The sequence below is a fragment of the Enterobacter sp. BNK-8 genome (genome assembly GCF_048685095.1).
Taxonomy (GTDB): Bacteria; Pseudomonadota; Gammaproteobacteria; order Enterobacterales; family Enterobacteriaceae; genus Enterobacter; species Enterobacter quasiroggenkampii.
Genome location: NZ_JBLQTN010000001.1, coordinates 1 through 15,496 on the forward strand (window position 1 = coordinate 1; position 15,496 = coordinate 15,496).

The window sequence follows — 15,496 nt, forward strand, 5'->3', positions numbered from 1 at the left end:
AACTCCCTATAATGCGCCTCCATCGACACGGCGGATGTGAATCACTTCACACAACAAGCGGTTCGGTTGAAGAGAAAAAATCCTGAAATAACGGGTTGACTCTGAAAGAGGAAAGCGTAATATACGCCACCTCGCAACGGTGAGCGAAAGCCGCGTTGCACTGCTCTTTAACAATTTATCAGACAATCTGTGTGGGCACTCAAAGTGACATGGATTCTTAATGTCTTCGGACAATAAATGAATACCAAGTCTCTGAGTGAACATGCGTAATTCATTACGAAGTTTAATTCACGAGCATCAAACTTAAATTGAAGAGTTTGATCATGGCTCAGATTGAACGCTGGCGGCAGGCCTAACACATGCAAGTCGAGCGGTAACACAGGGAGCTTGCTCCTGGGTGACGAGCGGCGGACGGGTGAGTAATGTCTGGGAAACTGCCTGATGGAGGGGGATAACTACTGGAAACGGTAGCTAATACCGCATAACGTCGCAAGACCAAAGAGGGGGACCTTCGGGCCTCTTGCCATCAGATGTGCCCAGATGGGATTAGCTAGTAGGTGGGGTAACGGCTCACCTAGGCGACGATCCCTAGCTGGTCTGAGAGGATGACCAGCCACACTGGAACTGAGACACGGTCCAGACTCCTACGGGAGGCAGCAGTGGGGAATATTGCACAATGGGCGCAAGCCTGATGCAGCCATGCCGCGTGTATGAAGAAGGCCTTCGGGTTGTAAAGTACTTTCAGCGGGGAGGAAGGTGCTGAGGTTAATAACCTCAGCAATTGACGTTACCCGCAGAAGAAGCACCGGCTAACTCCGTGCCAGCAGCCGCGGTAATACGGAGGGTGCAAGCGTTAATCGGAATTACTGGGCGTAAAGCGCACGCAGGCGGTCTGTCAAGTCGGATGTGAAATCCCCGGGCTCAACCTGGGAACTGCATTCGAAACTGGCAGGCTAGAGTCTTGTAGAGGGGGGTAGAATTCCAGGTGTAGCGGTGAAATGCGTAGAGATCTGGAGGAATACCGGTGGCGAAGGCGGCCCCCTGGACAAAGACTGACGCTCAGGTGCGAAAGCGTGGGGAGCAAACAGGATTAGATACCCTGGTAGTCCACGCCGTAAACGATGTCGACTTGGAGGTTGTGCCCTTGAGGCGTGGCTTCCGGAGCTAACGCGTTAAGTCGACCGCCTGGGGAGTACGGCCGCAAGGTTAAAACTCAAATGAATTGACGGGGGCCCGCACAAGCGGTGGAGCATGTGGTTTAATTCGATGCAACGCGAAGAACCTTACCTACTCTTGACATCCAGAGAACTTTCCAGAGATGGATTGGTGCCTTCGGGAACTCTGAGACAGGTGCTGCATGGCTGTCGTCAGCTCGTGTTGTGAAATGTTGGGTTAAGTCCCGCAACGAGCGCAACCCTTATCCTTTGTTGCCAGCGGTTAGGCCGGGAACTCAAAGGAGACTGCCAGTGATAAACTGGAGGAAGGTGGGGATGACGTCAAGTCATCATGGCCCTTACGAGTAGGGCTACACACGTGCTACAATGGCGCATACAAAGAGAAGCGACCTCGCGAGAGCAAGCGGACCTCATAAAGTGCGTCGTAGTCCGGATTGGAGTCTGCAACTCGACTCCATGAAGTCGGAATCGCTAGTAATCGTAGATCAGAATGCTACGGTGAATACGTTCCCGGGCCTTGTACACACCGCCCGTCACACCATGGGAGTGGGTTGCAAAAGAAGTAGGTAGCTTAACCTTCGGGAGGGCGCTTACCACTTTGTGATTCATGACTGGGGTGAAGTCGTAACAAGGTAACCGTAGGGGAACCTGCGGTTGGATCACCTCCTTACCTTAAAGAACCTGCCTTTGTAGTGCTCACACAGATTGTCTGATGAAAAGTAAATAGCAAGGCGTCTTGCGATTGAGACTTCAGTGTCCCCTTCGTCTAGAGGCCCAGGACACCGCCCTTTCACGGCGGTAACAGGGGTTCGAATCCCCTAGGGGACGCCACTTGCTGGTTCGTGAGTGAAAGTCACCTGCCGTCATATCTCAAAACTGACTTGCGAGTCACGTTTGAGATATTTGCTCTTTAAAAATCTGGATCAAGCTGAAAATTGAAACGACACATCTTTAAGGTGTGTTCGAGTCTCTCAAATTTTCGCAATCAGAAGTGAAACATCTTCGGGTTGTGAGGTTAAGCGACTAAGCGTACACGGTGGATGCCCTGGCAGTCAGAGGCGATGAAGGACGTGCTAATCTGCGAAAAGCGCCGGCGAGGTGATATGAACCTTTGACCCGGCGATGTCCGAATGGGGAAACCCAGTGTGATTCGTCACACTATCGTTAACTGAATACATAGGTTAACGAGGCGAACCGGGGGAACTGAAACATCTAAGTACCCCGAGGAAAAGAAATCAACCGAGATTCCCCCAGTAGCGGCGAGCGAACGGGGAGCAGCCCAGAGTCTGAATCAGCTTGTGTGTTAGTGGAAGCGTCTGGAAAGTCGCACGGTACAGGGTGACAGTCCCGTACACGAAAACACACAGGTTGTGAACTCGAAGAGTAGGGCGGGACACGTGGTATCCTGTCTGAATATGGGGGGACCATCCTCCAAGGCTAAATACTCCTGACTGACCGATAGTGAACCAGTACCGTGAGGGAAAGGCGAAAAGAACCCCGGCGAGGGGAGTGAAAAAGAACCTGAAACCGTGTACGTACAAGCAGTGGGAGCACCTTCGTGGTGTGACTGCGTACCTTTTGTATAATGGGTCAGCGACTTATATTCTGTAGCAAGGTTAACCGTATAGGGGAGCCGAAGGGAAACCGAGTCTTAACTGGGCGTTAAGTTGCAGGGTATAGACCCGAAACCCGGTGATCTAGCCATGGGCAGGTTGAAGGTTGGGTAACACTAACTGGAGGACCGAACCGACTAATGTTGAAAAATTAGCGGATGACTTGTGGCTGGGGGTGAAAGGCCAATCAAACCGGGAGATAGCTGGTTCTCCCCGAAAGCTATTTAGGTAGCGCCTCGTGAACTCATCTTCGGGGGTAGAGCACTGTTTCGGCTAGGGGGCCATCCCGGCTTACCAACCCGATGCAAACTACGAATACCGAAGAATGTTATCACGGGAGACACACGGCGGGTGCTAACGTCCGTCGTGAAGAGGGAAACAACCCAGACCGCCAGCTAAGGTCCCAAAGTCATGGTTAAGTGGGAAACGATGTGGGAAGGCACAGACAGCCAGGATGTTGGCTTAGAAGCAGCCATCATTTAAAGAAAGCGTAATAGCTCACTGGTCGAGTCGGCCTGCGCGGAAGATGTAACGGGGCTAAACCATGCACCGAAGCTGCGGCAGCGACACTATGTGTTGTTGGGTAGGGGAGCGTTCTGTAAGCCGTTGAAGGTGTGCTGTGAGGCATGCTGGAGGTATCAGAAGTGCGAATGCTGACATAAGTAACGATAAAGCGGGTGAAAAGCCCGCTCGCCGGAAGACCAAGGGTTCCTGTCCAACGTTAATCGGGGCAGGGTGAGTCGACCCCTAAGGCGAGGCCGAAAGGCGTAGTCGATGGGAAACAGGTTAATATTCCTGTACTTGGTGTTACTGCGAAGGGGGGACGGAGAAGGCTATGTTAGCCGGGCGACGGTTGTCCCGGTTTAAGCATGTAGGCGGAGGTTCCAGGTAAATCCGGTACCTTTTAACGCTGAGGTGTGATGACGAGGCACTACGGTGCTGAAGTAACAAATGCCCTGCTTCCAGGAAAAGCCTCTAAGCATCAGGTAACATTAAATCGTACCCCAAACCGACACAGGTGGTCAGGTAGAGAATACCAAGGCGCTTGAGAGAACTCGGGTGAAGGAACTAGGCAAAATGGTGCCGTAACTTCGGGAGAAGGCACGCTGATATGTAGGTGAAGCCCCTGCGGGTGGAGCTGAAATCAGTCGAAGATACCAGCTGGCTGCAACTGTTTATTAAAAACACAGCACTGTGCAAACACGAAAGTGGACGTATACGGTGTGACGCCTGCCCGGTGCCGGAAGGTTAATTGATGGGGTTAGCGGCAACGCGAAGCTCTTGATCGAAGCCCCGGTAAACGGCGGCCGTAACTATAACGGTCCTAAGGTAGCGAAATTCCTTGTCGGGTAAGTTCCGACCTGCACGAATGGCGTAATGATGGCCAGGCTGTCTCCACCCGAGACTCAGTGAAATTGAACTCGCTGTGAAGATGCAGTGTACCCGCGGCAAGACGGAAAGACCCCGTGAACCTTTACTATAGCTTGACACTGAACACTGGTCCTTGATGTGTAGGATAGGTGGGAGGCTTTGAAGTGTGGACGCCAGTCTGCATGGAGCCGTCCTTGAAATACCACCCTTTAATGGCTGGTGTTCTAACGTAGACCCGTGATCCGGGTTGCGGACAGTGTCTGGTGGGTAGTTTGACTGGGGCGGTCTCCTCCCAAAGAGTAACGGAGGAGCACGAAGGTTAGCTAATCCTGGTCGGACATCAGGAGGTTAGTGCAATGGCATAAGCTAGCTTGACTGCGAGAGTGACGGCTCGAGCAGGTGCGAAAGCAGGTCATAGTGATCCGGTGGTTCTGAATGGAAGGGCCATCGCTCAACGGATAAAAGGTACTCCGGGGATAACAGGCTGATACCGCCCAAGAGTTCATATCGACGGCGGTGTTTGGCACCTCGATGTCGGCTCATCACATCCTGGGGCTGAAGTAGGTCCCAAGGGTATGGCTGTTCGCCATTTAAAGTGGTACGCGAGCTGGGTTTAGAACGTCGTGAGACAGTTCGGTCCCTATCTGCCGTGGGCGCTGGAGAATTGAGGGGGGCTGCTCCTAGTACGAGAGGACCGGAGTGGACGCATCACTGGTGTTCGGGTTGTCATGCCAATGGCACTGCCCGGTAGCTAAATGCGGAAAAGATAAGTGCTGAAAGCATCTAAGCACGAAACTTGCCCCGAGATGAGTTCTCCCTGAGACTTTAAGTCTCCTGAAGGAACGTTAAAGACGATGACGTTGATAGGTCGGGTGTGTAAGCGCAGCGATGCGTTGAGCTAACCGATACTAATGAACCGTGAGGCTTAACCTTACAACGCCGAAGATGTTTTGGCGAAGAGACGAACAATCAAAATTCAGCCTGATACAGATTAACAGAATTTGCCTGGCGGCTTTAGCGCGGTGGTCCCACCTGACCCCATGCCGAACTCAGAAGTGAAACGCCGTAACGCCGATGGTAGTGTGGGGTCTCCCCATGTGAGAGTAGGGAACTGCCAGGCATCAAATAAGAAGAACCCCGTACCGTAAGGTGCGGGGTTTTTTGCTTTGTGCGTCAGAAATCATGCCGGATGGTTTTGTAGGCCCGGTAAGCGCAGCGCCACCGGGCATGGCAGACCGCACGATCCCACGGTAAAAAGAAGCAAGAATACTAAAGAAGGGATTTATAAACGCAGAAAAGCAAAAACCCAGCCATAGGCTGGGTTCTTTAAATAGTGGTGCCCGGACTCGGAATCGAACCAAGGACACGGGGATTTTCAATCCCCTGCTCTACCGACTGAGCTATCCGGGCAACGGAGCGCATTAAACCGCAATCGCGCCTTATCGTCAACATTATTTCGGGAAAAGCTGTTCAATTGCTTAACTTTGCGGCAATCTGATGGTTTACGCGTCGAATAGGGCAAATTTAACAGGCTCGCTTACGTCAATGCCCCACCCATACGGCACTGAGCAAAGCGCAGAATATCTTCCGCCAGTCGGTGCGCCGTATCCACGTCGGCCTGGCTACGGTTCACCAGCATGCGGCTCAGGCAGCCCTCCAGCACCAGCTCCATCTGTTTCGCCACCATTGCCGGGTCATCCACTTCAAGACGGGTCAGCAGATCGTGAGTGAAATCATGCGCTGCCCGTTTTTGCAGATCCGCCAACTGGTGGACAGGATGGTCGGGATCGGGATAGAACGTACAGGCCGCAATAAACAGGCAGCCCGGATAGCGGTTGTTGCTGACACATTCCGTCAGGGCGGTATAGCGCGCCAGCAGCTTTTGTTCCGCAGTCAGCTCTTCATTCAGCATCAGCTGCCTGCGCCAGATATCAACCTGCTGGCTGAGATAGCGTAGAGCATCATAAACGAGCGCCTCTTTATCCGGCCAGAAGCGCTTAAGATCATCCAGGGGGTAATCGATACGGTCGGCTACCATCTCAAGCGTGGTGCTGGCGATCCCATAAATCTCAAGTAATTGCAGGGCTTGTCCCAGTACGTCTTCGCGTTGCACGGTTGTCTCCTCCGCTATTCCCAACGGTGTGTTACGTTTACAGTGTTGTTTACGGTTGGCGATTGCGCAAATGCGCACTGAATGCCGCGGCATCCATAAAGCCGGTTACACGCTGTTCTGGCTGCTCCTGCCCCTGTTGATTGAAGAACAGGATGGTTGGCAGCCCGAGCACGTTAAGCTGCTTCAGCAGAGCCTTATCCTGCGCATTATTGGCGGTTACATTCGCCTGGAGTAGAACAGTCTCTTTCAGGGCGTTTTGCACCTGTGGATCGCTAAAGGTGTATTTTTCAAACTCTTTGCAGGCGACGCACCAGTCGGCATAGAGATCGAGCATCACCGGCTTGCCTTTCGCCTGTGCGAGCGCGCTGTTGAGCTCATCGACGTTCTTAATCTGGATGAAGTTCAGATGCGCCTGCGTCTGGCCGACCGGCGAGCCGAACGCCCAGTCCTGAAGAGGACGCACGCTCACCAGCGCGGCGGCGAGCAGGAGGATTTGCACCAGGCGCATCCACGCTTTTTTGGCCCCCAGACTGACGATAAACGCCCAGGAGAAGAACGCTACGCCGAGCATCGCCCAGAGGCGAGAGCCCCATACGTCACCCGTAATGCGTTCCAGCAGGAACACCGGCAGCGCCAGAATCACAAAACCAAACGCGGTTTTCACCGTCTCCATCCACGGGCCGCTCTTCGGCAGCAGGCGGTTGCCGAAAACCGTGACCAGAATCAACGGCAGGCCCATGCCCAGTGCGTAAAGGTACAGCGTACCGCCGCCAAGCCACAGATTGCCGCTCTGGGCAATATAGAGCAGGATGGCGCTCAGCGGTGCGGTGGTGCAAGGGGAGCAAATCAGTCCGGCGATGGCCCCCATCATAAACACGCCGCCTGCCGAACCACCCTGCTGGCGATTACTCATCAGCGTTAAGCGGGTTTGCAGAGCTGACGGTAACTGCAGCGTGAACAGGCCAAACATCGACAGTGCCAGCAGGATAAATATCGCCGACAGGCCAATCAGCACATAAGGGTGCTGAAGTGCGGCCTGGAACTGCAACCCGGCAGCGGCGACCACAAGGCCGAGTGCCGTGTAGGTCAGCGCCATACCCTGCACGTAAATAAAGGCCAGCAGCAGCGCGCGGGCGGTGGAAAGGCGCTGTTTGCCGCCCAGCACAATCCCAGAGATGAGTGGATACATCGGCAGCACGCACGGCGTAAAGGCAATGCCGATACCGATCAGCAAGGCCCACAGCGCGGAGAACGGAAGGTCAGCGGGAGCTTCACGCTTCTCGCCTGAAGGAAGAGGGGGAACCGTGGCAGAGGCTTTCACTTCACTAAGCGGAACCACCTTTGTTTCAGGCGGATAGCAGAATCCGGCATCCGCGCACCCCTGATAGGTCACCGTCAGGGTCGCACCTTTATCCGCCTGATTCACCGTAACAGGCACGCTCAGGTGCTGGCGATAGATTTCGCTTTTGCCGTAAAACTCATCTTCATGCCACTCGCCAGAGGGCATCTGTAAAGCGCCCACGCTGGCCTGAGCAGGCGTAATGCTGACCTGCTTGCGATAGAGGTAATAGCCCTCTTTCACCTGCCAGTTAAGCGTAAGGACATGCTGGTTTTGCTGAAAATCGAAAACAAACGCCCGATCGGCAGGAATGAAGTTCGAACGGCCGGGCGCGTCAAACAACCCGGCAAATACTGATGTGCTGCACAGCAGCAGGATCAGCGTAAGGAAGCGTTGAGCCATGAGAGATAGTCGTTATCGCCATGAACCACTGGCAGGACCAGCAGCTCCGGGGTTTGGTAAGGATGATGAGATTTGAGGCAGTCCAGGAGTGCCTGCTGATTCGCCAGATTGGTTTTGAGCAACATCTGGACTTCGTACTCTTGCTCCAGCTTACCTTCCCAATAGTAAAGAGAGGTCGCGCCGGGGAGGAGCGTGACGCAGGCTGCCAGTTTTTCGGCCAGCACTTTGGCTGCGAGATCCTGGGCAGAGGCTTCATCAGGGGCGGTACACAGTACGACAACGGCATCAGGCGTGTTCACAAGTCGACCTCCTCATCACGAAAGGTTTCACTATATCACGCAAGGCGGTTGGTCATTAATGAAACGGGCCGCAGAGCGGCCCGATTTTAACTATTTTTACAACCGGGAACGGTTTACAGCACCACGCCACCGATGATAAAGCCGAGGATCACGCAGAGTGAAATGGCGACCACGCCCGGGATCAGGAACGCATGGTTAAACACATACTTACCGATACGGGTTGAGCCGGTGTCGTCCATCTCAACGGCCGCCAGCAAGGTTGGGTAGGTAGGTAGCACGAACAGGGCAGAAACAGCAGCAAACGAGGCGATAGCGGTTAACGGGGTGACGCCCAGCATCAGAGCCGCAGGCATCAGCGCTTTGGTGGTCGCTGCCTGAGAGTAAAGCAGGGTAGCCGCAAAGAACAGCACGACCGCCAGCAGCCATGGGTAGTTATGCAGCAGGTCGCCTGCTACGGTCTGAATGTCGCTAATGTGCGCTTTCACGAAGGTATCACCGAGCCACGCCACGCCCAGCACGCACACGCAGGCGCTCATACCGGATTTGAAAGTGCTGGCGTTCAGCACTTCGCTGGTATCAATTTTACAGGTGATGCTAATCAGCGTTGCGATGGTCAGCATGAACACCACAATCGCTTCGTTACGCGGCAGGACCGGGTTCTGGATCAGGCCCACGGTATCGCTGATGGCGGTCGCATAGAACATGACGGCGACGATACCAATCAGGAACAGCAGCACGGAGCGTTTTGCATGTGGCTTCAGTTCGAAGACCTGGCTGCCGCGCAGGCTCACTTCACCTTTTGCCAGACGCTCCTGATAAACCGGGTCGTCTTTCAGTTCAGCGCCGAGGAAGTTACACAGCACGGCGGTAATCATCACCGCAATCAGCGTCACCGGGATACAGATCGCCAGCAGCGTCAGGTAGCTCACGCCCATCGGCTCCAGGATACCGGCGAAGAAGACCACCGCCGCGGAAATCGGCGAGGCGGTAATGGCGATCTGGGACGCGACGACCGCAATGGAGAGCGGACGCGACGGACGGATACCCTGTTCTTTCGCCACTTCGGTAATCACCGGTAACGTGGAGAAAGCGGTGTGGCCAGTACCGGCGAGAATGGTCATAAACCAGGTCACCAGCGGAGCAAGGAAGGTAATGTATTTAGGGTGGCGGCGTAGCATGCGTTCCGCCAGGCTTACCAGGTAGTCCATACCGCCTGCCACCTGCATGGCGGCAATAGCGGCAATAACAGCCATGATGATTTCGATAACGTCGAACGGGATAGCGCCGGGTTTAATCTGAAAGATAAGGGTAAGAACGAGCACTCCAAGACCGCCGGCAAAACCGATGCCGATACCCCCGAGTCGTGCTCCCAAATAAATCGCCAACAAGACGATGACGAGTTCTGCTCCAAACATAAGGACCTGCCTTGCTTATTAACAAGTTGATATTGAATTGTTGTATTTTGGTAACGCCTAAAAAGAAAAAAGGCACGTCACAAGTGACGTGCCTTAAGAAGCCTAGCCTGAACGGTTACTGTTCGCTTTCATCGGTATATCGTTTCGCTTTATATGCCGGGTGCATCAGGTTTTGGGCCGAGAAGATATCGTCCAGCTCGGCTTCGGTCAACAGCCCGCGCTCCAGCACCACTTCACGTACGCTCTTACCGGTTTCGGCACAAATCTTACCGACGATGTCGCCGTTGTGGTGGCCAATGAACGGGTTGAGGTAGGTGACGATCCCGATGGAGTTATAGACATAACCTTCACAAACTTCTTTATTCGCCGTGATGCCGTTAATGCATTTTTCCAGCAGGTTGTAGCAGGCGTTGGTCAGAATGTGGATAGATTCAAACATCGCCTGGCCAATTACCGGCTCCATCACGTTCAGCTGCAGCTGACCCGCTTCAGAGGCCATGGTCACGGTCGTATCGTTACCGATGACTTTAAAGCAAACCTGATTCACCACTTCTGGCACGACCGGGTTCACTTTGGCCGGCATGATGGATGAACCCGCCTGCAGTTCTGGCAGGTTGATTTCGTTCAGGCCAGCGCGCGGACCGGAAGAGAGCAGGCGCAGGTCATTACAGATTTTGGACAGTTTCACCGCCAGACGTTTCAGCGCGCTGTGTACCATGACGTAGGCGCCGCAGTCGGAGGTCGCTTCAATCAGGTCTTCTGCAGGCACAACCGGCAGGTTGGACACTTCAGCCAGCTTCTGTACCGCCAGTTGCTGATAGCCATCCGGGGTGTTCAGACGCGTACCGATGGCGGTGGCGCCCAGGTTCACTTCCAGCAGCAGCTCGGAGGTACGCAGCAGGTTTTTGGTCTCTTCGTTCAGCAGTACGTTAAACGCGTGGAATTCCTGACCGAGGGTCATCGGCACCGCATCCTGCAGTTGGGTACGACCCATTTTCAGAATGTCCTGGAACTCAACCGCTTTACGCTGGAAGCCATCGCCCAGCTGGTTGATCGCATCCACCAGTTTCACCACGGAGGCATACACCGCAATACGGAAGCCGGTTGGGTAGGCGTCGTTGGTGGACTGGCATTTGTTGACGTGGTCGTTCGGGTTCAGGTACTGGTATTCACCTTTCTGGTGACCCATCAGCTCCAGGCCAATGTTTGCCAGTACTTCGTTAGTATTCATGTTGACGGAAGTGCCCGCGCCGCCCTGATAGACGTCAACCGGGAACTGATCCATGCATTTGCCGTTGTTCAGCACTTCATCGCAGGCCGCGATAATCGCATTTGCCGCGCTTTTAGGAATGGTTTGCAGCTCTTTGTTGGCCAGGGCTGCGGCTTTCTTCACCATCACCATGCCACGAACAAACTCAGGGATGTCGCTGATTTTGCTGTTGCTGATGTAGAAGTTTTCAATCGCTCTCAGAGTGTGGACACCGTAGTAGGCATCCGCTGGAACTTCCCTGGTACCCAACAAGTCTTCTTCGATACGAATGTTGTTTAACATGTGAACCTTCTTTTCAAGCTGCCGATGGATTGTACTAAACACACAGTATTTATGTGGTTTTGAATATTTTCTGGCCGACGATTATTCCCTCAATCAGCCAGATGCTCGAGATCATATGCTGATGATAGCGAATTGCCGTAAGCTGGATCACTTATTATCGAGCCGATTCCATGATAATTATTAATCTGTGAAATGGGTCACCGCTTTAATATTTCCAAAAAAAATATCCGTGCAAACTGATTGAATTTTCGCTAACCGTCACCATCTCATACAAACGCGCGTCGCGAACACATTCAGACAGGGGCCCGATGGCCTCTGCCACACAGGAGATGCCAGTGCGCTGGATACCGTTTATTGCTTTCTTTCTCTATGTTTATATTGAGATTTCCATTTTCATCCAGGTTGCCCATGTGCTGGGCGTCCTGCTGACGTTGATTCTGGTGATTTTCACCTCCGTCATCGGCATGTCGCTGGTGCGTAATCAGGGTTTCAAAAATTTCCTGATAATGCAGCAGAAGATGGCCGCAGGCGAAAGCCCGGCGGAAGAGATGATCAAAAGCGTGTCGTTGATTATTGCGGGGCTGCTGCTGATTCTGCCAGGGTTCTTCACCGACTTCCTCGGCCTTCTGCTGCTTCTGCCGCCGGTGCAAAAACACCTCACCATGAAGCTGCTGCCGCATCTGCGCTTTAGCCGTATGCCCGGCGGTGGGTTCAGCACCGGGCCAGGCGACACGTTTGAAGGGGAATATCAGCGTAAGGATGAACAGCACGACCGTCTGGATCACAAAGACGATCGGTGATTTTGTTGCCCGGTGGCGCTTCGCTTACCGGGCCTACTAAAGCGCCAGCCACAACACCGCCAGCATGACGATGGCATACACGCTCTTCCATCCCACCATCGCCAGCAACAGCAGGCACAGCAGCCCCCCAACAACCGCCAGTGCTTTATAACGGCCTTTCAGCAAACGGCAGCCCGCCAGCATACACAGCAGGTAGATCATAATAAAAATGCCGTTGGCATAGACGAGCAGCGTATCCAGATTGATCTTCAGGGCGTAAATGCACAGCGTACTCAGCACGCAGCAGCCCAGTACGGCATTCAGGGCATTCAGCGGCAGCTGGCGTTTAGACAGGCGCGCGAGGCGGTTATCAGGTTTATCCAGCGCCTGCGACCACACCAGACGGGCAAAGCTCTGGATATAAATGTTGAGGCTGGCAAAACAGGCCAGATAGCCGATAACGCAGGCGATCCACAGCGCCTTCACACCAAACAGTTCAACCACGATACCCGGCAGCGATGCCGCGGCGGCGAGATCCGCGCCGAACGCGTGGAAGTGCAACACCAGCACGGTACACGCCCAGTAGACCGTACCCGCCAGCAGCAGGCCGATCATCAGCGCGCGGGGGAAATCACGTTCAGGTTGCTTAAATTCCGACGCCAGATGGGCAAAGGCTTCCAGACCGACAAAACACCAGAACATGACGGAGAGCGCGGCAAAAAGCTGCGCGTGGTCGACGTCTGTTACCGCCGGGAAGGGAATCTCCTTTACGGTGATATCGCCCGCCCACCAGATAGCGGCCACAAGCGCGACAATCAGCACTGCAACCAGCGTCTGCAGGTTGGCGCTGGAGCTGGCGCCGCGTGAGCCCACCCACCAGACGATAGCCAGCGTCCCCAGCTCGGCCAGCAACAGCTGCTCGTGATGCCAGCCAAACAGCGCCTGCCCAAAGCCTGTCGCAATATGCAGCGCCGCCGGGAGGCCAACCGGAATGACGGAGAGAAACAGCCAGCCGGTCACTCGCTCCAGCCGTGCGCCAAAGGCCAGGCCGACAAAGTGCGCCACGCCGCCCGCGCTGGGGAAATGCCGCCCCAGGATGGCAAACACAATGGCTATCGGGAAAACCAGTACAATCAACACCGGCCACGCCCACAGGCTGTTATTTCCTGCCACCAGCGCCGCCAGTGCGGGTACGGCAAACACGCCCGTACCTAACAAGGAGGTTGAGAGCAGGCCAACGCCCTGCGCCAGCCCCAACTCCTGCTTGAGTCCACTCATTGACATCGCCCTGCCAATACCAAAAGAGAGGCGATGGTAACACTTTCGCAAATTTTTTTTTCAACTCCCCCTTGAAGGGGTAAAAAGCTATCCCCATCTCTCAGGGCACTAGTCGGAAAACCGCATGCGGGCCGGCGTCATCCATAACTGATAATGACTTTCTCAAAGGAGAGCTATCAATGAGTATTCGTCCGTTACATGATCGTGTGATCGTCAAACGTAAAGAAGTTGAAACCAAGTCTGCTGGCGGCATCGTTCTGACCGGTTCTGCAGCAGCCAAATCAACGCGTGGCGAAATCATCGCTGTCGGTAAGGGCCGCATCCTGGAAAACGGAACTGTGCAGCCGCTGGACGTTAAAGTTGGTGACATCGTAATTTTCAACGATGGCTACGGCGTGAAATCCGAGAAGATCGACAATGAAGAAGTGTTGATCATGTCCGAGAGCGACATTCTGGCAATTGTTGAAGCGTAATTTACGCACGAGAATTTGAGGAAATAAGAACATGGCAGCTAAAGACGTAAAATTCGGTAACGACGCTCGTGTAAAAATGCTCCGCGGCGTAAACGTACTGGCAGATGCAGTTAAAGTGACCCTGGGCCCGAAAGGCCGTAACGTAGTGCTGGATAAATCCTTCGGCGCGCCAACTATCACCAAAGATGGTGTTTCTGTAGCACGTGAAATCGAGCTGGAAGACAAGTTCGAAAACATGGGCGCGCAGATGGTGAAAGAAGTTGCCTCTAAAGCGAACGACGCTGCAGGCGACGGTACCACCACCGCGACCGTTCTGGCGCAGGCGATCATCACCGAAGGTCTGAAAGCCGTTGCGGCGGGCATGAACCCAATGGATCTGAAACGTGGTATCGACAAAGCTGTCGCTTCCGCTGTTGAAGAACTGAAAGCGCTGTCCGTACCGTGCTCTGACTCTAAAGCCATTGCTCAGGTAGGTACCATCTCCGCTAACTCCGACGAAACCGTGGGTAAACTGATCGCGGAAGCGATGGATAAAGTCGGTAAAGAAGGCGTGATCACCGTTGAAGACGGTACCGGTCTGGAAGACGAACTGGACGTGGTTGAAGGTATGCAGTTCGACCGCGGTTACCTGTCACCATACTTCATCAACAAGCCAGAGACTGGCGCTGTTGAGCTGGAAAGCCCGTTCATCCTGCTGGCTGACAAGAAAATCTCCAACATCCGCGAAATGCTGCCAGTGCTGGAAGCCGTTGCGAAAGCAGGCAAACCGCTGGTTATCATCGCTGAAGACGTTGAAGGCGAAGCGCTGGCGACCCTGGTGGTTAACACCATGCGCGGCATCGTGAAAGTGGCTGCGGTTAAAGCACCTGGCTTCGGCGATCGCCGTAAAGCGATGCTGCAGGATATCGCTACCCTGACCGGCGGTACCGTCATCTCCGAAGAGATCGGTATGGAGCTGGAAAAAGCGACCCTGGAAGACCTGGGTCAGGCGAAACGCGTTGTGATCAACAAAGACACCACCACCATCATCGATGGCGTGGGTGAAGAAGCCGCTATTCAGGGCCGCGTAGGTCAGATCCGTAAGCAGATCGAAGAAGCGACTTCCGATTACGACCGTGAAAAACTGCAGGAGCGCGTAGCGAAACTGGCAGGCGGCGTTGCGGTAATCAAAGTCGGTGCTGCGACCGAAGTTGAAATGAAAGAGAAAAAAGCACGCGTTGACGATGCCCTGCACGCGACCCGTGCTGCGGTAGAAGAAGGCGTGGTTGCGGGTGGTGGCGTTGCGCTGGTGCGCGTTGCCGCTAAACTGGCTGGCCTGACTGCTCAGAACGAAGACCAGAACGTGGGTATCAAAGTTGCGCTGCGCGCAATGGAAGCCCCTCTGCGTCAGATCGTGTCTAACGCCGGTGAAGAGCCATCTGTGGTGGCGAACAAGGTTAAAGCGGGCGAAGGTAACTACGGTTACAACGCTGCAACCGAAGAATACGGCAACATGATCGACTTCGGTATCCTGGACCCAACTAAAGTGACCCGTTCTGCTCTGCAGTACGCGGCCTCTGTTGCTGGTCTGATGATCACCACCGAGTGCATGGTGACCGACCTGCCAAAAGGCGATGCGCCTGACTTAGGTGCTGCTGGTATGGGTGGCATGGGCGGAATGGGCGGCATGATGTAATCATGTTGTTCT

The 15,496-nt window shown here is 54.2% G+C and carries 9 protein-coding genes, 2 tRNA genes and 3 rRNA genes; 7 read left to right on the forward strand and 7 right to left on the reverse strand.

Annotation, left to right across the window (positions count from 1 at the left end; genetic code table 11):
- The first annotated feature begins 305 nt into the window (after positions 1-305).
- The 4 genes from ACMGGU_RS00005 (at position 306) to rrf (ending at position 5,279) form a co-directional block, all read left to right on the forward strand.
- Positions 306-1,845 (forward strand): 16S ribosomal RNA (locus ACMGGU_RS00005).
- Between the two features lie 85 nt (positions 1,846-1,930).
- Positions 1,931-2,006 (forward strand) — tRNA-Glu (locus tag ACMGGU_RS00010).
- A gap of 182 nt (positions 2,007-2,188) precedes the next feature.
- Positions 2,189-5,092 (forward strand): 23S ribosomal RNA (locus ACMGGU_RS00015).
- Positions 5,093-5,163: 71 nt separating this feature from the next.
- Positions 5,164-5,279: ribosomal RNA gene (rrf, locus tag ACMGGU_RS00020) — 5S ribosomal RNA — on the forward strand.
- The 16S, 23S and 5S rRNA genes sit together here with 1 tRNA gene alongside, the layout of an rRNA operon.
- Positions 5,280-5,493: 214 nt before the next feature.
- Here the strand turns inward: rrf and ACMGGU_RS00025 are convergent.
- From ACMGGU_RS00025 to aspA, 6 genes are all read right to left on the reverse strand, one after another.
- Positions 5,494-5,569, reverse strand: a tRNA-Phe gene (locus tag ACMGGU_RS00025).
- Between the two features lie 127 nt (positions 5,570-5,696).
- On the reverse strand, positions 5,697-6,272 hold the full coding sequence (locus tag ACMGGU_RS00030) for a transcriptional regulator (RefSeq protein WP_229226615.1): 576 nt from the start codon (positions 6,270-6,272) through the stop codon (positions 5,697-5,699).
- A 49-nt stretch (positions 6,273-6,321) separates the two neighbouring features.
- Positions 6,322-8,013 carry a protein-disulfide reductase DsbD gene (locus ACMGGU_RS00035; protein ID WP_420300153.1) on the reverse strand — a complete coding sequence of 564 codons (1,692 nt, stop codon included), beginning with the start codon at positions 8,011-8,013 and terminating at the stop codon, positions 6,322-6,324.
- On the reverse strand, positions 7,989-8,312 hold the full coding sequence (gene cutA / locus ACMGGU_RS00040; RefSeq protein ID WP_014168278.1) for a divalent cation tolerance protein CutA: 324 nt from the start codon (positions 8,310-8,312) through the stop codon (positions 7,989-7,991). Before cutA ends, ACMGGU_RS00035 begins: the two co-directional genes overlap by 25 nt.
- Before the next feature lie 113 nt (positions 8,313-8,425).
- Positions 8,426-9,727, reverse strand: a complete 1,302-nt coding sequence (locus ACMGGU_RS00045) for an anaerobic C4-dicarboxylate transporter (protein WP_024907357.1) — start codon at positions 9,725-9,727, stop codon at positions 8,426-8,428.
- A gap of 115 nt (positions 9,728-9,842) precedes the next feature.
- Positions 9,843-11,279: an aspartate ammonia-lyase gene (gene aspA, locus ACMGGU_RS00050; RefSeq protein ID WP_003855923.1), complete on the reverse strand. Its 1,437-nt coding sequence runs from the start codon at positions 11,277-11,279 to the stop codon at positions 9,843-9,845.
- A 335-nt stretch (positions 11,280-11,614) separates the two neighbouring features.
- On the opposite strand from aspA, the gene ACMGGU_RS00055 reads away from it, so the two are divergent.
- Positions 11,615-12,079: an FxsA family protein gene (locus ACMGGU_RS00055; RefSeq protein ID WP_023616652.1), complete on the forward strand. Its 465-nt coding sequence runs from the start codon at positions 11,615-11,617 to the stop codon at positions 12,077-12,079.
- A gap of 36 nt (positions 12,080-12,115) precedes the next feature.
- Here the strand turns inward: ACMGGU_RS00055 and yjeH are convergent, their stop codons facing one another.
- A complete protein-coding gene (gene yjeH / locus ACMGGU_RS00060) occupies positions 12,116-13,336 on the reverse strand; it encodes an L-methionine/branched-chain amino acid transporter (protein WP_049122274.1) in 1,221 nt (406 codons plus the stop codon).
- A gap of 179 nt (positions 13,337-13,515) precedes the next feature.
- On the opposite strand from yjeH, the gene ACMGGU_RS00065 reads away from it, so the two are divergent.
- Positions 13,516-13,809 (forward strand): co-chaperone GroES, encoded by a 294-nt coding sequence (locus ACMGGU_RS00065; RefSeq protein ID WP_003855929.1) that lies wholly within the window; start codon positions 13,516-13,518, stop codon positions 13,807-13,809.
- A 31-nt stretch (positions 13,810-13,840) separates the two neighbouring features.
- The gene (gene groL / locus ACMGGU_RS00070) at positions 13,841-15,484 is read left to right on the forward strand and encodes a chaperonin GroEL (protein WP_008502946.1); all 1,644 of its coding nucleotides are present in this window, start codon (positions 13,841-13,843) and stop codon (positions 15,482-15,484) included.
- Positions 15,485-15,496: the final 12 nt, after the last annotated feature.